Below are 19,816 nucleotides of genomic sequence, written 5' to 3' on the forward strand. Positions count from 1 at the left end.
CGATGGCTGGGACGCCAGCGCCCACCATCGGATGCGAACTGGTGGCGCTACTGTGAGTGTTCACCCGACATAACCTGGAGTAATCGAATTTTTTTTCAGAAAAGCCCGGGTATTTCCCTGATCAAGCGTGTTTTCCATGTTTTCTCTTGTCTGAAAAATCAGACTCGTCATGTCTTTCCACTTCACGCTGTTATGAGATTGCCACTCCACATACTCATCAGGCGAAGCCAGATCCGTTTCGACACCCGACATAATCCTTGTCAATACTTGCCACGTTTTGGATTGCATTTTGTGAAACACTGGATACAGATTTCCAAATGAAGCCAGATTATTGATTGAAGGCTTCAGATCAAAGCTGTCGACTCCGGTCAACGTCATATATTTACGTGACTCATCCTTCAGATGGAAGGCAGCAGCCCCATAGGCTGAAGCGCCACCCGCGCTGGCCAGACCGGAAGAGAGTTTCAAAGCCCCATAAACAGGCCTGAAATCCCCATTGAATTTCGGATGATCTAGCGAGCCATACTCTTTTATTATTCTGGAAGGGGAATGAGCATAGTCAAACATGCCCATTTCGAAACCATCCCGGATCTCCGTTGCAAAACCCGGTTTAACCCCCTGATGCCACATATTCATGAGGCCATCACCTTCTAGATCAGGGATGCTTTCCGGATTGATATTGAAAGTCAGTTTCGCCCTGGATATGACATCAACAGCGGCTTCCAGCAATTCATCCGCAGCCACATCGCTCTGGATGCGCGCCAGCTTTTTAATTTTGCCAATGGCAGAACTCTTATCCGTGTCCTTTCTAGCCATGATGCTGGGGAGCAAATGCAATTTGAAATGGGCCCTGCGCGCATGCTCCGCGTCACTTTCGCCGCTCAAAACGCTACTCAAACCTCTGACCGTCCCCTGTTCATCAACGAAAATCAGCGGACTATTTCCTAGCATTGCGTAAAGATTGATTCCATCGATATCTCGGCCAGGATCGGGACTTGTCCAGCGCTGTAACCACGGCGCGTAATAACGATAGCCATAATAGTAAAGACCGGTCGCATCCCGCTCTTTGCCTGAGTAACGAATCGTTTTGTTTTTCACCGCCAATGAATTCTTACCCGCCCAGCACGCCGTGCCACCAAACGGGTAATAGTGCTCCTGAGTCAAAATCCCCGCACCATCATCCAATTCCAGCGTGCTGGAACCAAGATGATCATTGAGGCTGTAACGCAGTTGGTCGCTTTCCACCCCGCTTGGCCAGTGCAGCAGTCGTACCTGATTGCGCCCGGTGTCGACACTGAAGACATGTCGCTCGACACCATCGACTTCGCGATGAATCTCAAGCCCCGGCAGATAACGAAGTTCTACCGTCAGCTTCTGACCGGACGCTTGGCTGACAGTCGTTTTACGCAACCGATGGCCCGGCTCGTCGTAGCCGTAACACTCGCAGTCATCGCTTTCATTCGGACGTTTCAGCAACACAACCCGGCTTAACTCATTGCGTACGTTCCAGCACACAGCCTGACCGCGTTGCAACTCCAACTGATTACCCGCCGCATCAAATCCCAGCGCTATCTCCGCTTCCCCGGGCAAGGAACCATCGTCGCGCTGCGCCAGGCTTCGGTTGCTGCGATGGGAGGTGTACATCGAAAAACCCGGCGCACCGCTGTGGTGGCGAGTGATCAGGTTGCCCGCTGCGTCGTAGTCGAATTTCTGCGTGTAGTTGCGCCGTTGATTGGGATCGAGCGGCGTTGGCAGCAGCTCCGGCAAGGCCGGGCCATGACTGGGCTGGCTGACTTCCCAGCCGCTGGCCTCGACCAGTTGATAAAGGCTGTCGTAGCGATACCGACTGACCGGATCGATGCGCTGATTGTTGAGCCAGGACACGGCTTGAGTCTTGTCTTCCAGGCTGATGATGTTGCCCACCGGATCGTAGACGTAATTCAGATCCTGCAACGGAGGATGCGTGCCGACACTGGCGAGCAGTCTCAGCAACCGGCCGTCATCGCGGCTGTATTCGGCGCGGGCGATGACGCCGTTGCCGGCCGTTTCGCTTTCGATCTGACCCTGCGCGTTGTAGCGAATCGCGCTGACCAGGCACTTCGGCTGCCTGCCCTCGCCGGCCTGCAACAGCCAGGTCGCGCAAGCTTGCCCGGCGATGTTGTAATGCTGCGTTCTGAGGTTTCCAACCGCGTCGGTGTGATGCTGCAACTCGCCGGTTGGAGTGAAAGTCTGCCGGGTGACGTAGGTTGTTTCCTCGAGATAGTCATCCCGCCGGTCGGGTTCGAGCGGCCAGTCAGGCGTCTCGAGCTCGATCAAAAAGCGTCGCGACTCCACCACCACTGCACCGCCGAGGCCGTAGCCATCGAAATGCCGATTGCCGGCCGGGTCGTCGTGGCGGATTGGTCGACCGCACTGGTTGTGCTGTGCGTGATCATCGGTGGCTTTTGCATAGGTCCAGCGCTCGACCACGCGAGGCTGCCCGTCGTGCGCCTGCTCGGTGAGGGCTAGCGGTCGCTGCAGATCATCGTATTGGCGGTGACTCTGACTGCCCCGCGCATCCCAGCCAGAACACATCGAGCCCGCTTCATTCAACAGCCGCACCTGCCAACCGGCGTCGACGCTGTCTGTGAGTAAGTCTTGACCGCTCAACGCGTAGATCGTGGCCAGATTCGGCTTGGGCGCAACGCCGTACAAACGCGGATCCCACGACGCTACCTGACGCCCCGCCTCATCAAAAATCTGCCGGGTGATGCGCGATTCGATGTCGGCTTTATCCGGGTGTCGGCAATAGGCAACGCTGCGAACCACCAGTGCGCGCGGGTCAATGACCGACAAGGTCGGAGTGGTGGTGTCATGACGAGTGCCCATTTGGAGTGAGTCCTTGGCATCTTTGATACCAAGACTGTGCTTATTCTGGTCGAGCCGCTACTGTAAAAACTAACAGGTCAACCTCTTTTAATGACTCAACCGCCAGGATTCAGGAAAACCATTTTTTGAAAAATCCCTGTTTGTGGGGCTTTTCGTAATAAGCGATGAAGTTGGCGATGGATCGGACGGATGATCCTTCTTCAGGCCTTCTGTAAAGCAATTCGTCGTGTGCTCCAACCACGCCGATTCCCGCCGAATGACCACCATCAAGATTCACCGACCATCCACCAGCACCGTTCATCCTCTCGAGCCTGGCCATTACCCTGGACCATTCGGGCATCGTATAGCCAGTCGCTGTGTCGCTGCGCCCGGTACTGCCGCCCCATGCCAAACGCGTACGCTGCCCGTTATCTGTTCCGCCGGGCAAACTGATGCCGGAGCGGATGTTAGGTGAACCTGCATGACCCAGTTTGCCCGGCTGATTGTTCTTCGGGTCAAAGAGAAATTTGGTGAGATCCAAATGGCTTTCCGGGAAGACCGCTTCCCCACCTTGCGAAAGCACAGGCCCGGATTCAATCCTCGATCCATCTCTCATTCGAACTGTCACGAAATGCTTTCGATAGTCTGAAGGCACCGGGGCGTAAATCTGACTTTTACCGCCGATCTTGCTTGGGCCAATCGGCGCAAACGGCGAAACGTTACTGCTAGCCTGATTCCGCATATTGAAGAAACCGCCGTTGATATAGGCAACGGCACCCGCGTTCGGGATAGCTGCTTGCGCCTTGATATCTTCTCCCGACGCCGTGTTCAGACGAAAACCAGTCTCGGCGCCCGCTACTTTGCTTCGCAATGTCGAATCAATCGACAAGTAGGCAAGGCTTCTATTGCCTACGATCAGACGAGTCAAATTCATTCCCATCCGATTGAACAATTCATTACCGCCGACAATATCGACTGCCACAATTCCCCGGGCCACTGTGCGTACCCAGACACCGTCTCTTGACGCCACTATTCCCGCATAAGCTCTGCGCCAACGATCCTGCGCATCGCTGCCCTTCAGACCGTCGGAATCGACAGCGCTTGTCGGATTGTTTGCGACCATTGCGTACAGATTCAACCCGTCCCCTTGCGGATCCGCACTTATCCATCGCTGTAGCCAAGGCGCGTAATATCGGTAGCCGTAGTAATAAAGTCCCGTAGCGTCTCGCTCCTTGCCAGAATATCGGACGGTTTTGTATGTCGCCGCCTGCGCATTTCTGCCAGCCCAGCAGGCTGTTCCTCCAAAGGGATAATACTGCTCCAGTGTCAGAACACAGCCTTCATCATCCAGCTCCACAGTAGAGGAGCCAATGAGATCGTCATAGCCGAAACGCAGTTGATCCGGGTTTCTGGCGCAAGGCCAGTGCAATAGTTTTATCGAAGCTCGACCGACTCCGGTTTCGATCACTTGATACTCTTCACCTCCGGCACGTCGGTGCAATTGGAGACCGGGAAGATAGCGAACCTCGCTATCCAGAATTCGAACCGCAGTCTGTCGGATAAACACTTTGCGCGAACGATGTCCGGAAATGTCATAACTAAAGCATTCGTAATCGTCGACCTCTGCCTCGCGTTGAACCAGCACTACGCGACTCAGCTCATTGCGCACGTTCCACGTCATGGCCTGTCCGCGCTGCAGCTCAAGCTGATTACCCGCCGCATCAAATCCCTGCGCTATCTCCGCTTCCCCGGGCAAGGAACCATCGTCGCGCTGCATCAAGCTTCGGTTGCTGCGATGGGAGGTGTACATCGCAAAACCCGGCGCACCGCTGTGGTGGCGAGTGATCAGGTTGCCCGCTGCATCGTAGTCGAATTTCTGCGTGTAGTTGCGCCGTTGATTAGGATCCAGCGGCGTTGGCAGCAGCTCCGGCAAGGCCGGGCCATGACTGGGCTGGCTGACTTCCCAGCCGCTGGCCTCGACCAGTTGATAAAGGCTGTCGTAGCGATACCGACTGACCGGATCGATGCGCTGATTGTTGAGCCAGGACACGGCTTGAGTCTTGTCTTCCAGGCTGATGATGTTGCCCACCGGATCGTAGACGTAATTCAGATCCTGCAACGGAGGATGCGTGCCGACACTGGCGAGCAGTCTCAGCAACCGGCCGTCATCGCGGCTGTATTCGGCGCGGGCGATGACGCCGTTGCCGGCCGTTTCGCTTTCGATCTGACCCTGCGCGTTGTAGCGAATCGCGCTGACCAGGCACTTCGGCTGCCTGCCATCGCCGGCCTGCAACAGCCAGGTCGCGCAAGCTTGCCCGGCGATGTTGTAATGCTGCGTTCTGAGGTTGCCTACCGCGTCGGTGTGATGCTGCAACTCGCCGGTTGGAGTGAAAGTCTGCCGGGTGACGTAGGTTGTTTCCTCGAGATAGTCATCCCGCCGGTCGGGTTCGAGCGGCCAGTCAGGCGTCTCGAGCTCGATCAAAAAACGTCGCGACTCCACCACCACTGCGCCAGCGAGGCCGTAGCCATCGAAATGCCGATTGCCGGCCGGGTCGTCGTGGCGGATCGGTCGACCGCACTGGTTGTGCTGTGCGTGATCATCGGTGGCTTTTGCATAGGTCCAGCGCTCGACCACGCGAGGCTGCCCGTCGTGCGCCTGCTCGGTGAGGGCTAGCGGTCGCAGCAGATCATCGTATTGGCGGTGACTCTGACTGCCCCGGGCATCCCAGCCAGAACACATCGAGCCCGCTTCATTCAACAGCCGCACCTGCCAACCGGCGTCGACGCTGTCTGCGAGTAAGTCTTGACCGCTCAATGCGTAGAGTGTGGCCAGATTCGGCTTGGGCGCAACGCCGTACAAACGCGGATCCCACGACGCTACCTGACGCCCCGCCTCATCAAAAATCTGCCGGGTGATGCGCGATTCGATGTCGGCTTTATCCGGGTGTCGGCAATAGGCAACGCTGCGAACCACCAGTGCGCGCGGGTCAATGACCGACAAGGTCGGAGTGGTGGTGTCATGGCGGGTATTCACGGCTACGCGAGTCCCTGATGTCTATACGCTGAGACTGAACCAGTTTTCTCCATCCCGATACTGTAAGAACTACCAGTTGCATTCAGGTTTGCGCACCCATGCGGTCATTCAGACAGGCTGGCGCGAGGACTGAATAAGCGCTAAGGTCGATGGCGGCAGGTGGCCATCAATCAGGCCCTTGTGATCGCGATATCTTAGGCAACGCCCTTCGCAAAAATCAGATGCTTCCTACACCACTTTTGTCGTTTCGCCAGCCCGAACCACGGGGGTTTGCAGGACGATTCCTAGAATATTTTGCCCGCTTGTACCCGAAATATCCTGTAGCTAATCTCCGGTCGTCACTGTTTTGCGGTGACTGGATTCAGTTGTCCGGCCGGCGACTGATCCGCGTGCAGCCGCCGTCCTGCTCGTTTAGTCGCGAAATGGTTGGCTCCCACTTGAAGTCAGGAGTTTACCCATGGAAAAAAATCTTGCCGATCCGCCACTCAGCCTTACCTCAAGCAAGCGGTTCACCGAGGATTTGCTCAAGGATCGCTCTGCACTGTGCCGCGCCGTCGACTCGCATCTGGCCGGCAATCAGGTCACGTTGGCGGGACAGAAACGCGTTTACAGCATCAGCGAAGATGTGACGCTGGAGGACGCCCAACTGTATGTTGCCGATCTGCTGCGCTGCGCTTCGGTGACCGTCCATCAATGCGGTGACCAGCTCGGGGGCGCGGATCGGGCCATGGTGTTCTCGGTCTGGCATCTGCTGGAAATGGCCAAGGCGATGATGGACCGCTCGATCGATTGTCTGGGAGCGAAGCAGCACTGAAGCCTGGCACCCATTGCCGCCTGCACTGGCCCCAGCGCAGGCGGCGTTTTTTTGCCGGTGAAAAGGCTTATAGTCCGCCCTCACGCCGCCAATACAGCATCGATCATGAAGCAAACGCCCAGCGACCTCGAACAGATCACCGCCACCACCCTTGGTCACTACAACTCGGTGGCCGAGGATTTCCGTGAAGGCACTCGCGACCACGATGTCAGCCAGAATATCGAGGCCTTGCTGCGTCACATTCACGGTGAAGCACCTTTCACGATTCTCGATTTCGGCTGCGGGCCGGGGCGGGATTTGCAAACCTTCACGCGCATGGGCCACGTCGCGATCGGCCTCGATGGCTCGCAGGAGTTCGCGCGCATGGCCCGCGAAGACAGCGGTTGCGAAGTCTGGCAGCAGGACTTTCTCAAGCTTGATCTGCCGGCCGAGCGCTTCGACGGCATTTTCGCCAACGCCGTGCTGTTTCATGTGCCGCTGCAGGTGTTGCCGCAAGTGCTACGGCAACTGCACGGCACCTTGAAACCGGGTGGAGTGCTGTTCAGTTCCAATCCGCGTGGCGACAACCAAGAGGGCTGGAACGGGCCGCGCTACGGCTCGTATCACGATCTCGAGGCCTGGCGCGGGTTGCTGACGGCGGCGGGGTTTGTCGAGCTGGAGCATTATTACCGGCCTGCGGGCTTGCCGCGCGAACAGCAGCCGTGGCTGGCGAGCGTGTGGCGTCGAGTTGATTGAAGATCAAAAGATCGCAGCCTTCGGCAGCTCCTACGTTGGAATGCATTTCCCTGTAGGCGCTGCCGAAGGCTGCGATCTTTTGCTTTTGCTTCAGGAAGATTCTTTTTCAGGCTCGCGAATCTTGTACCAGGCCACATACAGCGCCGGCAGGAACAGCAGCGTCAGCAGCGTCGCCACGACAATCCCGCCGATCATTGCGTAGGCCATCGGTCCCCAGAAAACTTCGCGGGCGATCGGGATCATGCCCATGCTCGCTGCCGCTGCGGTCAGCAGGATCGGTCGGCGCCGGTGTTCGGTGGCTTCGACCACCGCGTCCCACGGCGCATAGCCTTTCTGCTCGAACTCATCGATCTGCGTCACCAGAATCACCGAGTTGCGGATGATGATGCCGATCAGCGCGAGAATCCCCAGGATCGCCACGAAGCCCATCGGCGTGCCGGTCGGCACCAGCGCCAGGACCACGCCTATCAACCCCAGCGGCGCCACACTGGCGACCAGGAACATCTTCTGCACGCTGTGCAACTGAATCATCAGGAACGTCGCCATGAGGAACAGCATCAGCGGCAACACCTTGGCAATCGGCCCTTGGGCCTTGCCGCTTTCCTCGACCGTGCCGCCGGTGGCGACCTTGTAGCCGACCGGCAGTTTCGAGGCAAAAGCATCGATCGACGGCTTGAGCAGTTTCACCAGATCGGTCGGCTGAATCTCGTCGCGCACCGAGGCCTTGATGGTAATGGTCGGCAAGCGGTCGCGACGCCAGACCAGCGGTTGTTCCAGTTCATAGCGCACGGTGGCGAACGCCAGCAGCGGAATCGAGGTGCCGCTCGGCGTGACGATCTGCAGGTTCTGCAGGGTTTCCGGGGTACCGCGCTCGGAATCCACGGCGCGACCGACCACGTTGATCAGGTAGATATCGTCATCGACCTGGGTCAACGGTGAGCCGCTGACAATGCTGTTCATCAGGTTGGCCACATCTTCTGACGACAGTCCCAGTTGCCGCGCCTTGTCTTGGGCGATGTCGATGCGCAGGACTTTGCCGGGCTCGTTCCAGTCGTAAATGATCTCGCCGATGTGCGGGTTCTTGTCCAGTTCGGTGGCCAGATCGATGGCGTGTTTGCGCACCTGATCGACGTCTTTGCCGCTGACTCGATACTGAATCGGACGCCCCACCGGCGGGCCCATTTCCAAGGCCTGCACGTAGCTGCCGATGCCGACGAAGTCCTTGTGCAGCCGCTCGCGCAAGCGCTGACTCAACGCCTCGCGGGCTTCGAAATCCTTGCTGACGATCACCAGCTGCGCGTAGTACGGGTTCTGCAACTGTTGGTCCAGCGGCAGGTAGAAACGGATCGCCCCCTGACCGATGTAAGTGCTCCAGCGCACGATGTCCGGGTCGCCCTTGAGCGTCGCTTCGAGCTTGTCCACCGCCTTGCGGGTTTCGTCGATCGAGGCGTTTTGCGGCAGGTTCAGGTCGACCAGAATTTCCGGGCGGTCGGAAGCGGGGAAGAACTGGTTCTGCACGAAACGCATGCAGAACACCGCCAGCACGAACAACAGCACGGTGACGCCGATCGCCCACCAACGATTGCGCATGGCCCACAAAAGACCACCGTTGAAGGCGCGACCGACGCGACCCGGCTCGGCATCGTGGGCCTTCACCTTGTCGCTGAGGATGTGCACGCCAATCACTGGTGCGAAGAACACCGCCACCACCCACGAGACGATCATCGCCACGGCAATCACCGCAAACAGCGTGAACGTATATTCACCCGCCGAACTGGCGTTGAGACCAATGGGCACGAAACCGGCGACGGTCACCAGCGTACCGGTGAGCATCGGGAATGCCGTCGAGGTGTAGGCGAACGTCGCCGCCTGCTCCTTGCTCTCGCCCATTTCCAGGCGCGTAACCATCATCTCCACGGTGATCATCGCGTCGTCCACCAGCAGACCGAGGGCGATGATCAGCGCGCCGAGGGAAATCCGCTGCATGGTGATGCCGCTGTATTCCATGAACACGAATACCATGGCCAGCACCAGCGGAATCGAGCAGGCCACCACCAGACCGGCGCGCACGCCGAGGCTGATGAAACTCACCACCAGCACGATGATGACCGCTTCGAACAGCGCGCTGGTGAAACCGCCGACGGCCTCTTCCACCACCACCGCCTGATCGGAAACGGTGTGCACGCCGACGCCGACAGGCAAGTCAGCGGTGAGCTGGTCGATTCGCTCGTGCAGCGCCTTACCGAATTCCTGAACGTTGCCGCCCTTCTGCATGGCAATCGCCAGGCCGATCGCCGGTTTGCCGTCGAAGCGGAATTCCGGTGTCGCCGGGTCGACGTAGCCACGGCTGATCTCGGCGATGTCGGCCAGACGATAGAAGCGATCGTTGAGCTTGAGATTGACCTCGGCCAGATCTTTCTCCGACTCGAACTGGCCCGAGGTGCGCACGGAAATCCGCTCCGGCCCCGCCTCGATCACCCCGGCCGGAGTCACCGCGTTCTGCGATTGCAGGCTCTGCACCACCTGGCGCTGGTCGATACCTAACGCGGCAAGTTTGCGCGTGGAGAAATTCAGGTAAATCGTTTCGTCCTGCTGGCCGACCATTTCGATCTTGCCCAGCCCCGGCACGTTGCGGATCTCGGCCCGCGCCTGTTCCACGTAATCGCGCAACTGGCGCATGGTCAGGCCGTCGGCGGTGAAGGCGTAGACCGAGCCGTACACGTCACCGAACTCATCGTTGAACCCCGGCCCCTGAATGCCCTGGGGAAACTGGCCGCGAATATCGTCGATCTTCTTGCGCACCTGGTACCAGATTTGCGGAATGTCCTCAGCGCTGGTGGTGTCGCGCAGGTACACGTACACCGTCGACTCGCCGGGGCGGGTGTAGCTTTTCACGTAATCGAGGGAATCGAGCTCTTCGAGTTTTTTTTCGATGCGGTCGGTGACCTGCTTGAGGGTTTCTTCCTGGGTCGCGCCCGGCCATTTGGTCTGGATCACCATGGTCTTGATGGTGAATGACGGGTCTTCTTCGCGGCCGAGATTGAAGTAGGAGAACACCCCCATCAGCAGCCCGACGAACATCAGGTACCAGACGAATGACTGGTGCTTCAAGGCCCATTCGGAGAGGTTGAAAGAGCCTTTCATTGACTGTCCTCGTCAAGTTTTACCGATTGTCCGGGTTTGAGACTGTTGACGCCGGCGCTGACCACGCGCTCGCCGTTTTGCACGCCACCGGCCAGCACCACGCTGTTGTCGCCACGGCTGACCACGCTGACGTCGCGCGGGTTGACGGTTTTGTTCTGCGTGTCGATGACCCAGATCCGGGTTTTACCGTCGGCTTCCTGCAACGCCGTCACCGGCAGTTCGATGCGCGGCTTGATCGCCGAGCTGAGGGTCACGCTGATCGCGGTGCCGAGGCGGAAACCGTCCGGCGTATCCGACAGGGTCAGGCGCGCGCGGCGGGTGCGCGTGGCGCTTTGCGCCTGGGGTTCGATCTCGCGGATGATCGCCGTGGTGTTGATGCTCGGGTCGAGTTGCGCGGCCACCGAGAACACCACGTCGCTGGGCAACTGATCGACCAGCGTATCGGGCAGATCGATCACCGCTTCCTTGATGTCCGGCTGCGCCAGCGTCACCACCTGTTGGCCGGCAGTTACCACTTGCCCGGCTTCGGCGTTCCACGCGGTGACCACGGCTTTGTGATCGGAGCGCAGCTCGGTGTAGCTCAGTTGATCCTTGCTCTGGCTGACCGCCGCGCGTGCCTGATCGAGCGAGGCCTGAGTGGTTTTCAGATCGGTGTTGGCGACGTCCAGTTGCGCCTGCGCACCGACGCCGCGATCGAACAGCGCTTGCTGACGACGTGCATTGGCCTGCGCGTTGATCAGCTGCGCCTGGATCCGCGCCAGATCGCCCTGGGCCGAGCGCAACTGGTTCTGCTGATCGGACGGATCAAGGGTGGCGAGCAAGGTGCCCTTCTGCACCTCGGCGCCGACATCGACGTTGCGGCTGGCGATGCGTCCACCGACGCGGAAACCGGTGTTGCTCTCGTAACGCGCCTGAATGCTGCCGGCAAAGCGTCCGAGGCTTTCTTCGTTGAGCGCTTTGACCGTGACCGACAGCACCGGACGTACCGGTTCCGGCGGGGTTTCCTTTTCCGAGCAGGCGCCCACCAGCAGCGCCATGCACAACAGTCCGAGGCGCTTCATGGATGCGCTCCCGGTTGCAGATCCTTGTAGGTGTTTTCGGCAATCTCGACTTTCATGCCGGGGTGCAGCAACTGGCCGCCGGCGACAATGACTTTCTCGCCGCCCTTGAGACCTTCGCTGATGATCACTTTGCCGGTCAGGTAGCGACCGACCGTGACCGTGTGCAACTGCGCTTCGCCTTTGTCATCGACCAGCCACACCGCCGGGTCGCTGATGTTTTTTGTCAGCGCCGACCAAGGCAGTTCCACAGCTGATTTGCCGGTGCCTTTGGCGGTGGCGCTGACCACAGAACCGAGTTGCATGCCCGGCGGCAGCTTGTCGAGGCTGACCTTGACCTGCACGGTGCCCGATTGCGCAGACACCGATGGCGTGATCTCACGCACGGTGCCGGTGGTCTTGATCTCGGGATTGTCGAGCAGGCTGACCACGATCGAACGATCGGACGGACGCTCGGCCAGCAGCGATTCGTAGACATTGAATACCGCGTCGCGGTCGCCATCGCGGGCTAGACTGAAAATCGGCGCGGTGGCCTGCACCACCTGGCCGACTTCGGCCTGGCGCTCGGTGATCACCCCGGGTGCATCGGCGATCAGCGCGGTGTAGCCGAGCTGGTCCTTGGCGTTGGCCAGCTGCGCCTGCGCCGCGCTCAATGCGCTCTGACTGCTGCGCAGCGCGGCTTGTGCCGAATCGTATTCGCTCTGGCTGGTGTAGCCCTTGGGCAGGAGTTTTTGCTGACGCACGAAAGCGGCTGCCGCTTGCTTCACGCGGGCCTGTTCGGCGACGACCTGGGCCTGAGCGGAATCGACGTTGGTCTGCAGATCCTTCGGATCGAGTTTGGCCAGCACCTGTTTGGCCGTGACGCGGTCGCCGACATCGACCATGCGCTGGATGATCTTGCCGCCGACGCGAAATGACAGCTGGGTCTGCACCCGCGCCTGCACATCACCGGTGAGGGTCACCGCTGCGGCGTAGTTGGCCGGTTCGACCTCTTGCACAAAGACCCGTGGCAAGTATTCCTCAGCAGGCTTCTTGTCGCCGCAAGCGGTGAGCAACGCCATGGCGCTCACGGCCATCAGCACTTTCAATCCGGGACCCGCCATGCACACTCCTTGGCCTTAAATGCTGCTGTCGAGACGATACGACTTCAGAGCTTAGAACAGGGTTCCACGGTTGCGGACGCCAACACCAGATTTATCTCATTAAAGGTATGCTCCCCGCGTATCGCAGTGACCCGGAGAAGGATTTCATGCTCAACACCCTGGCCGTGGCCAATTACCGCTCGATCAACAAACTGGTGATTCCGCTCGGGCGCCTGAACCTGATTACCGGGCCAAACGGCAGCGGCAAGTCCAACCTCTACCGCGCCTTGCGCCTGCTGGCGGAAACCGCCCAGGGCGGTGTGGTCAATGCACTGGCGCGTGAGGGCGGGCTGGAATCGACGTTCTGGGCCGGGCCGGAAACCATCAGCCGACGCATGCGCAACGGTGAAGTGGCGATCGAGCCGACGGTGCGCCAAGGCGTGAAAAGGTTGCGCTTGGGATTCGCCGGCGAGGACTTCAGTTACGCCATCGGCCTGGGCCTGCCGGAGCCGAGCACTTCATGCTTTTCCCTCGACCCGGAAATCAAGCGTGAGTGCATCTGGGCCGGCCCGGTGTTTCGCCCGGCGAGCCTGCTGGTCGACCGCAACGGCCCGATGATCCGCGCCCGCGAAGGTCGCGCCTGGGATGTGCTGGCGCAACACACACCGAACTTCGATAGCTTGTTCGATCAGGTCGGCAATCTGCGCAGCTCGCCGGAAGTGTTTCAGATGCGCGAATTCATCCGGCGCTGGCGCTTTTATGATCACTTTCGCAGCGATGCCGACGCGCCGGTGCGTCAGCCGCAACTGGGCACGCGCACGCCCGTCCTGCACCACGATGGCCGTGATCTGGCGGCGGCCTTGCAGACAATTATCGAGATTGGCGATCCGCAAGCACTGAGCGCGGCGATCAGCGATGCGTTTCCCGGCGCGCGGCTGAATATCGCACTGTTGGCCGGTGGCCGTTTCGCTATCGAGTTTTATCAGGAAGGCTTGTTGCGACCGCTGTCAGCGGCAGAACTGTCGGACGGCACTTTGCGTTATCTGCTGCTGATCGCCGCCCTGCTGACCCCACGACCGCCATCGCTGATGGTGCTCAACGAACCGGAAACCAGCCTGCACCCGGACCTGCTGCCGGCGCTGGCGCGGCTGATCATTCGCGCTTCGGAGCAGTGTCAGGTGTGGGTGGTGTCACATGCGCGACGATTGATCTCGGCGTTGCAGGAAGACCCGGAATGCAATTGCATCGTGCTGGAAAAGACGCTGGGGCAAACCGGGATCGTCGGGCAGCGGGTGCTGGATGAGCCGGCGTGGCATTGGCCGGATTGAGGGTGCCAGCGAAAAGCCCCTCACCCTAACCCTCTCCCAGAGGGAGAGGGGACTTCACCGAGTTGTTTGCGAGAGTTACGCCGACCTGAAAGCCTGAAGTCGAACCTGATTTTGAAAAGCCCAGACATCGGCTCCCTCTCCCTTGGGAGAGGGCTGGGGTGAGGGGCGAGCCTCACCGCTGATCCAACGGGCAATCACCCCAACCACTTGCCCCCTTCACCAATCACACTCTCAGGCCGGGTGTCATCACTCAGCTCTTTGCGCACATATTGGGTGACCGAATTTTGCTTAGCCCATCTGGGCTGCCCACATTCATCTCGCTTAAACATTATTCTGCGGGTTTGCCGGGAAGGAATAAGACGGCTATTTTTCCTTGCGCTGTAGGACGGATCTTTTTTTCAGGAAAGACCTCCAAGGACCCACAGCTTTTGGCCAGACTCTCCGGCCCATCCACCACAAGGAAGAACAACATGGACGTAAAAGTGCCGCAGCGGCTGGATCCGCAGGACATTGTGAAATTGCTCAGGGCGTTGCGCCGGGCGTTGAAGACTACAGCGTAAGTCGAAAGCCCCTCACCCCAACCCTCTCCCGAAGGGAGAGGGGGCCGACCGTGGTGTCTTTCGTCGTACATCGACCTGACGAACCGAGTCGATTATGGATTCAGCGACGCACGAACAGGTCGGCGGGCCTCTACAGCATCCCCCAATCGGTCCCCTCTCCCTCTGGGAGAGGGCTAGGGTGAGGGGCTTTTCAAGACACACAAAAACGCCGATGACCATCACTGGCCATCGGCGTTTTCACGTCTGAAGCGGATTCACTCAAGCGTCAGATCAGAACGCCGGCAATACCGCGCCGCTGTACTTCTTCTCGATGAACGCTTTGACTTCCGGGCTGGTCAGGGCCTTGGCCAGTTTCTGGATCGCGTCACTGTTCTTGTTGTCCTCACGGGCCACCAGGAAGTTCACGTACGGCGAGTCAGCGCCTTCGATCACCAGCGCATCTTTCTGCGGGTTGAGCTTGGCTTCCAGCGCGTAGTTGGTATTGATCATGTCCAGATCAACTTCTTTCAGCACGCGCGGCAGCAGGGCCGATTCCAGTTCCTTGAACTTGAATTTGTGCGGGTTCTTGGCGATGTCTTTCGGCGTTGCCAGAGCGTTTTTCGGATCTTTCAGTTCGATCAGACCGGCCTTCTGCAGCAGGATCAGCGCACGGCCGCTGTTGCTGCCTTCGTTCGGGATGGCGATGGTGGCGCCATCCGGCAGTTCAGCCAAGGTTTTGTACTTGCTCGAGTAGCCACCGAACGGTTCAACGTGTACGCCCTGCACGGTCACCAGGTACTTGGACTTGTCGTCCTTGTATTTGCCTTGGTTGAAGCTGTTCAGGTACGGCAGGGTCTGGAAATAGTTGGCGTCCAGACGCTTCTCGCCAACCTGTACGTTCGGTTGCACGTAGTCGGTGAAGACCTTGATTTCCAGATCGACGCCTTCTTTGGCCAGGGTCGGTTTGATCAGCTCAAGGATTTCAGCGTGGGGCACCGGTGTTGCGGCAACCACCAGTTTCTCGCCGGCGTTGGCGAAAGAAGCCGTCAGAGCAGCCGCCAATGCGGTAAACAACAGAACCTTTTTCATGCAGTGTCCTTATCGAAAATCACGGTCGTCATCGACGACGGCATTTAATACGTGTGCCAGTGAAGTGATATCGCTGGCGTGAGGCGGACAATACCCGGATTTTTTATTCCCGGACAATAACGTTTATTCAGCTTCATATTCCATTTTGTTCATGCTGAAGAAAATGCTTATACCGCCTCGCTCAAGCGAATCAGCCAATCTTTCAAGGCCTTACGCTCTGCACTGCTACCGCCGATGTGGGTCTGCCTCACCAGACGTTCGATCTGAACCTGCGGCGCAGACGCGTCAGGCAGGTTCAGATGTTCCGGCAGGATCTCGTCGCCGGTGCTGACCAGCAGAGCGAAGTGGATGACGTTTTCCAGTTCGCGGGTGTTGCCCGGCCAGCCGTGTTGTTCGAGCACATGTTGCGCGGCTTCGCTGATCAGCGGCACGGGCAGGTCCAGACGCTGGCTGTAGATGCCAAGGAAATACTCGGCCAGCGAGAGGATGTCGCCGGTCCGCGCGCGCAACGCCGGCAGCTCCAGATGACCCTCGCTGAGATAGTGATAGAGCCGCTCGTGAAATTTCCCGGCGTCCACGGCCTGGGCCAGATCGATGCTGGTCGCCGCCACCAGACGCACATCCACGGGGCTCGGCTGATGCGCACCGACGCGGGTGACTTCGTGATTTTCCAGCGCCGCGAGCAGCTTGACCTGAATCGGCAGCGGCAAATCGCCGATCTCATCCAGGTACAAGGTGCCGCCGTTGGCCGAACCGAACCAGCCGGCGCGGCTGCTGGCCGAACCGCTGTAGCTGCCGGCGGCGTAGCCGAACAGTTCGGCGTCGGCGTAGGTCGGGCTGATCGCGCCGCAGTTCACCGAAACGAACAGACCGCTGCGGTCACTGGCGCGATGGATATGCCGGGCGAGCAGCTCTTTACCGGTGCCAGTCTCACCGCGAATCAACACTGAAATCGAACGGGGAGCCAACTGCTCCAACTCCTCGCGCAATTGCCGCGAGCGTGGGTCGACGAACACCAGCGCCTTGGCGCGAATGCTCAGGGGGCTCTTTTCCGCATCGGGAAAGGTCAGCAAGGGCTGACCGAAGGTTTCAAAACTCATGGTAGGCTCCCGCCCAAAACCGCCAGCCGACGGGGGCGTTGAAAAATTAGATCAGGCGCGACGGCGGGCGTGGTCTTCCAGGCGGTTTTGCAGGCGATAGAGATAGGCGAAACCCTGCTCCCAACGCTGATGCCCGGACTTGACGTTGATGTGCCCGGCACCGGCAAGAATCCCCGCCTCCGCCCCCCAGTTACGTGCCAGTTCGAGCGCGCGCGGGGCACTGACGGCGGCGTCGTTGTCGGAGCTGACGACCTGACTGGGGAATGGCAACAGATCGGTCGGAATCGGTGCGAAGTTGCGCAGTGCCGGCGCACATGCAGGACGCTCGACATCGGCCGGCGCAACCAGCAACGCCCCGCGCACCTGACGCAGGTATTGCAACGGCGCTGTCGCCGCCCAGTGGGCAACGGTGATGCAACCGAGGCTGTGAGCGATGAGAATGACCGGCGTGCTGTCGGCGGCAATCGCTTCGGCCAGCGCGGCGACCCAGTCCTCACGACGCGGCGTCAGCCAATCGGCCTGTTCCACCCGTGCGCTGTTCGGCAGGCTGTTCTGCCAATGGCTTTGCCAATGATCTTCTGGCGATCCTTGCCAGCCCGGCACAATCAGGTAGCGGATTGATTCGTTGCGCATGGGGAAGCTCTCCTGCGTCGTGTCTGTTCCGGGTCGAGTATAGGGAGAGGAGTTATATTCGTTAAGGAATAAGAAGCTATTTATTAATACCTGTATCGAATATGTGATCTGTGTAGGGCATAAGCTTCTTCCCCCTCACCCCAGCCCTCTCCCCCAAGGAGCGAGGGGGAAAGGGAGCTGATCTTCAGGCTCTTCAAATCTTGAGTTCGACTGGATTTCTCATATCGGTGTATAGCCGCCAGACAACCCGGTCAGTCCCCTCTCCCTCCGGGAGAGGGCTAGGGTGAGGGGCTTTTCAAAAACTGAACGCAAAAAAAGGGCCGCACCCTGCCAAGGAGACGGCCCCGGAAAAACGAAATCTGTCACCGCGCAGTAATCACCGACAACTTGGTAATCCCCGCCCGTTCGATCGAAGCCATGGCTCGCGCCACTTCGCCGTAATTCACCCCGTCATCGGCCTGCAATTGCACGCGCACCTCCGGGTCCTTGGCTTTGGCCGACTTGAGGTTGAATTCGAGCAAGTCGGGCTGAATCTCGTCCTTGTTGATAAACAGTTTGCCGACGCCGTCGATGCTCACCACCAGCGGATCCTTCTGCTCGACCGGCGCCACCGCTTCGGTCTTCGGCAGGTTGATCGGGATCGCGTTGGTCAGCAGCGGCGCGGTGACGATAAACACCACCAGCAGCACCAGCATCACGTCTACCAGCGGCGTCACGTTGATTTCACTGAGCACCTCATCCGTGTCTTGCGTGGAGAAGGCCATATCAGGAGGCCTCCTTCACTTTTGCCGCGTTGCCCGACGTTGCCACTTTGTGTGCGGTCGGGTGGATCAGCACGCGGAACGCGCTCTTCTGCGCCAGGCTGTAGAAGTCGTGGGCGAAGTCATCCAGATCCGCGGCGGTCAGTTTCAGCCTTCGCAAAAAATAGTTGTAAACCAGCACCGCCGGCACCGCAACGGCGATCCCCACGCCGGTCGCGACGAGTGCCGCACCGATCGGGCCGGCCACCGTTTCCAGGCTCGCCGAACCGGCGGCGCTGATGCCTTTCAAGGCCTCCATGATTCCCCACACCGTGCCAAACAGACCAATGAACGGCGAGGTGCTGCCGATACTCGCGACAACCGCCAGACCGGTTTCCAGCGAACGCCGTTCGCGGACGATCTGCTGGCGCAAGGCACGCTCGAGGCGATCCTGATGGTTGATCGCCTGGCTCAGATCATTCGCCTGCGGCGCCTCGCCCACCTGGATCGCTGCATAGCCAGCCTGCGCCACTCGCGCTGCGGCGCCGGGCTGGGTTTCGCTCAACTCTGCCGCGGCATCCAGACTCGACGCCGCCCAGAAACGTTTGTGAAAGCGCCGATCCTGCGCTTTCAGACGACCGAACTGCACAGCCTTGAGCAACGCCAGGCCCCAAGTGGCAACGGAAAAAACCACCAGCAGCCAGATCACCGCGCTTTCGATGGATTCCAGTGGAGATGCCAGTAACGTCATGATGTGTTCCCTCGTGTAAACATTTCGCGCGAATTTGGTTGCGGTTTAATGAATCTTGAAATCGATGGGCACGCTGACCCAGCCGTCCTGGGCGACATCACCCTGCTTGGCCGGGACGAAACTCCAGCGCTTGACGGCATTCAGCGCCGCATCGTCGAGCTGTTGCCGACCACTGCTTTTGGCAATCTGGATCTCGCCCGGTTTGCCGCTGGCCAACACATGCACCCGTAACAACACCGTGCCTTCCCAACCGCGCCGCTGGGCCAGCGACGGGTATTCCGGCGCCGGATTTTTCAGATACGCAGCGTTGGCTGAAGCCGGAGTAACAGGCGCCGGTGCCGGTGGCGCAGGAGGCGCTGGAGCGGCGACCGGGGCTGCGGGTTTCGCTGGCGCTGGCGGTTGCTCTACTGCCTTCGGCGCCGGTTTGGGCGGCGGTTTCACCACCGGTTTGGGTTTGGCGATCGGCTTGGGCGGCGGCGGTTTTACCGCCAACTCGTCCTCCACTGGCGGTGGCGGCTCGACCACGGGCGCCGGTGGTGGCGGCACCACAACCGGCGGCGCGGGCGGAGCCGGACGCGAAAACTCGATGGTCATCGGCGGAATTTCCGGCGGTACCACCGGCAGCACTGGCGTCGGCTTCTGGCTGACCCAGTAAATCACCGCGCCATGCACGACCAACGCGAGCACACCGAGCAAAAGGGTTTCGCGTCGACTCAAAATGCCCTTGGGAGCACGTTGCAAACGCAACTGCCCCAACGGCACCCTATGCGGCCGGCCAAGATCGACCAGCTCGCCACTCGGCGTGTGCCGCCACAGCAATTCCCCTGCGCTGGCGGCGGTCTGGACATTGCCCATTGTTCAACTCCCTGCGGTCTCTTTCCGTTCTACGAGCCAAAGCGATCGACCCGCCATTCTTGAAGCC

At 59.6% G+C, this 19,816-nt stretch carries 14 protein-coding genes; 3 read left to right on the forward strand and 11 right to left on the reverse strand.

Annotation, left to right across the window (positions count from 1 at the left end; all coding sequences use genetic code 11):
- Nucleotides 1-60 precede the first annotated feature (60 nt).
- Together CKW30_RS14085 and CKW30_RS14090 are read right to left on the reverse strand one after the other, a co-directional pair.
- A complete protein-coding gene (locus CKW30_RS14085; RefSeq protein WP_095181114.1) occupies nucleotides 61-2,868 on the reverse strand; it encodes an RHS repeat domain-containing protein in 2,808 nt (935 codons plus the stop codon).
- Nucleotides 2,869-2,977: 109 nt separating this feature from the next.
- Nucleotides 2,978-5,881, reverse strand: a complete 2,904-nt coding sequence (locus tag CKW30_RS14090; protein WP_095181115.1) for an RHS repeat domain-containing protein — start codon at nucleotides 5,879-5,881, stop codon at nucleotides 2,978-2,980.
- Between the two features lie 457 nt (nucleotides 5,882-6,338).
- On the opposite strand from CKW30_RS14090, the gene CKW30_RS14095 reads away from it, so the two are divergent.
- Nucleotides 6,339-6,695 carry a DUF6124 family protein gene (locus CKW30_RS14095; RefSeq protein ID WP_041477463.1) on the forward strand — a complete coding sequence of 119 codons (357 nt, stop codon included), beginning with the start codon at nucleotides 6,339-6,341 and terminating at the stop codon, nucleotides 6,693-6,695.
- A 105-nt stretch (nucleotides 6,696-6,800) separates the two neighbouring features.
- The gene (locus tag CKW30_RS14100) at nucleotides 6,801-7,430 is read left to right on the forward strand and encodes a bifunctional 2-polyprenyl-6-hydroxyphenol methylase/3-demethylubiquinol 3-O-methyltransferase UbiG (RefSeq protein ID WP_056787053.1); all 630 of its coding nucleotides are present in this window, start codon (nucleotides 6,801-6,803) and stop codon (nucleotides 7,428-7,430) included.
- 90 nt (nucleotides 7,431-7,520) lie between these two features.
- Here CKW30_RS14100 and CKW30_RS14105 read toward each other — a convergent pair whose 3' ends face one another.
- From CKW30_RS14105 to CKW30_RS14115, 3 genes are read right to left on the reverse strand one after another with little or no spacing between them, the layout of a single operon-like run.
- A complete protein-coding gene (locus CKW30_RS14105; RefSeq protein WP_056787048.1) occupies nucleotides 7,521-10,574 on the reverse strand; it encodes an efflux RND transporter permease subunit in 3,054 nt (1,017 codons plus the stop codon).
- Entirely contained in the window at nucleotides 10,571-11,635 is a 1,065-nt protein-coding gene (locus CKW30_RS14110) for an efflux RND transporter periplasmic adaptor subunit (RefSeq protein ID WP_095181116.1), read from the reverse strand. The genes CKW30_RS14105 and CKW30_RS14110 overlap by 4 nt, the downstream gene beginning before the upstream one ends.
- On the reverse strand, nucleotides 11,632-12,735 hold the full coding sequence (locus CKW30_RS14115; protein WP_095181117.1) for an efflux RND transporter periplasmic adaptor subunit: 1,104 nt from the start codon (nucleotides 12,733-12,735) through the stop codon (nucleotides 11,632-11,634). The genes CKW30_RS14110 and CKW30_RS14115 overlap by 4 nt, the downstream gene beginning before the upstream one ends.
- Before the next feature lie 146 nt (nucleotides 12,736-12,881).
- On the opposite strand from CKW30_RS14115, the gene CKW30_RS14120 reads away from it, so the two are divergent.
- Entirely contained in the window at nucleotides 12,882-14,042 is a 1,161-nt protein-coding gene (locus CKW30_RS14120; RefSeq protein WP_041477653.1) for an AAA family ATPase, read from the forward strand.
- Nucleotides 14,043-14,872: 830 nt separating this feature from the next.
- On the opposite strand, the gene CKW30_RS14125 is transcribed toward CKW30_RS14120, so the two are convergent.
- The 6 genes from CKW30_RS14125 to CKW30_RS14150 all read right to left on the reverse strand — a co-directional run bounded on the left by CKW30_RS14125 (nucleotide 14,873) and on the right by CKW30_RS14150 (nucleotide 19,749).
- Nucleotides 14,873-15,670, reverse strand: a complete 798-nt coding sequence (locus tag CKW30_RS14125; RefSeq protein ID WP_056787041.1) for a MetQ/NlpA family ABC transporter substrate-binding protein — start codon at nucleotides 15,668-15,670, stop codon at nucleotides 14,873-14,875.
- 167 nt (nucleotides 15,671-15,837) lie between these two features.
- Entirely contained in the window at nucleotides 15,838-16,770 is a 933-nt protein-coding gene (locus CKW30_RS14130; RefSeq protein WP_095181118.1) for a sigma 54-interacting transcriptional regulator, read from the reverse strand.
- Between the two features lie 51 nt (nucleotides 16,771-16,821).
- Nucleotides 16,822-17,403, reverse strand: a complete 582-nt coding sequence (locus CKW30_RS14135; protein ID WP_041477456.1) for an alpha/beta hydrolase — start codon at nucleotides 17,401-17,403, stop codon at nucleotides 16,822-16,824.
- 362 nt (nucleotides 17,404-17,765) lie between these two features.
- Nucleotides 17,766-18,167 (reverse strand): biopolymer transporter ExbD, encoded by a 402-nt coding sequence (locus tag CKW30_RS14140; RefSeq protein ID WP_056787038.1) that lies wholly within the window; start codon nucleotides 18,165-18,167, stop codon nucleotides 17,766-17,768.
- A gap of 1 nt (nucleotide 18,168) precedes the next feature.
- Nucleotides 18,169-18,894: a MotA/TolQ/ExbB proton channel family protein gene (locus CKW30_RS14145; protein ID WP_041477454.1), complete on the reverse strand. Its 726-nt coding sequence runs from the start codon at nucleotides 18,892-18,894 to the stop codon at nucleotides 18,169-18,171.
- Nucleotides 18,895-18,939: 45 nt separating this feature from the next.
- Entirely contained in the window at nucleotides 18,940-19,749 is an 810-nt protein-coding gene (locus CKW30_RS14150; RefSeq protein WP_095181119.1) for an energy transducer TonB, read from the reverse strand.
- Between the last annotated feature and the right edge of the window lie 67 nt (nucleotides 19,750-19,816).

This window comes from Pseudomonas sp. Irchel 3F6, assembly GCF_900187595.1.
Classification (GTDB): Bacteria; Pseudomonadota; Gammaproteobacteria; order Pseudomonadales; family Pseudomonadaceae; genus Aquipseudomonas; species Aquipseudomonas siliginis.

Coding starts and splice junctions, on each gene's coding strand:
- CKW30_RS14130 (WP_095181118.1), bottom strand. CDS start 16,770: ATGAGTTTTGAAACCTTCGGTCAGCCCTTGCTGACCTTTCCCGATGCG.
- CKW30_RS14125 (WP_056787041.1), bottom strand. CDS start 15,670: ATGAAAAAGGTTCTGTTGTTTACCGCATTGGCGGCTGCTCTGACGGCT.
- CKW30_RS14085 (WP_095181114.1), bottom strand. CDS start 2,868: ATGGGCACTCGTCATGACACCACCACTCCGACCTTGTCGGTCATTGAC.
- CKW30_RS14095 (WP_041477463.1), top strand. CDS start 6,339: ATGGAAAAAAATCTTGCCGATCCGCCACTCAGCCTTACCTCAAGCAAG.
- CKW30_RS14120 (WP_041477653.1), top strand. CDS start 12,882: ATGCTCAACACCCTGGCCGTGGCCAATTACCGCTCGATCAACAAACTG.
- CKW30_RS14135 (WP_041477456.1), bottom strand. CDS start 17,403: ATGCGCAACGAATCAATCCGCTACCTGATTGTGCCGGGCTGGCAAGGA.
- CKW30_RS14150 (WP_095181119.1), bottom strand. CDS start 19,749: ATGGGCAATGTCCAGACCGCCGCCAGCGCAGGGGAATTGCTGTGGCGG.
- CKW30_RS14140 (WP_056787038.1), bottom strand. CDS start 18,167: ATGGCCTTCTCCACGCAAGACACGGATGAGGTGCTCAGTGAAATCAAC.
- CKW30_RS14145 (WP_041477454.1), bottom strand. CDS start 18,894: ATGACGTTACTGGCATCTCCACTGGAATCCATCGAAAGCGCGGTGATC.
- CKW30_RS14105 (WP_056787048.1), bottom strand. CDS start 10,574: ATGAAAGGCTCTTTCAACCTCTCCGAATGGGCCTTGAAGCACCAGTCA.
- CKW30_RS14100 (WP_056787053.1), top strand. CDS start 6,801: ATGAAGCAAACGCCCAGCGACCTCGAACAGATCACCGCCACCACCCTT.
- CKW30_RS14110 (WP_095181116.1), bottom strand. CDS start 11,635: ATGAAGCGCCTCGGACTGTTGTGCATGGCGCTGCTGGTGGGCGCCTGC.
- CKW30_RS14115 (WP_095181117.1), bottom strand. CDS start 12,735: ATGGCGGGTCCCGGATTGAAAGTGCTGATGGCCGTGAGCGCCATGGCG.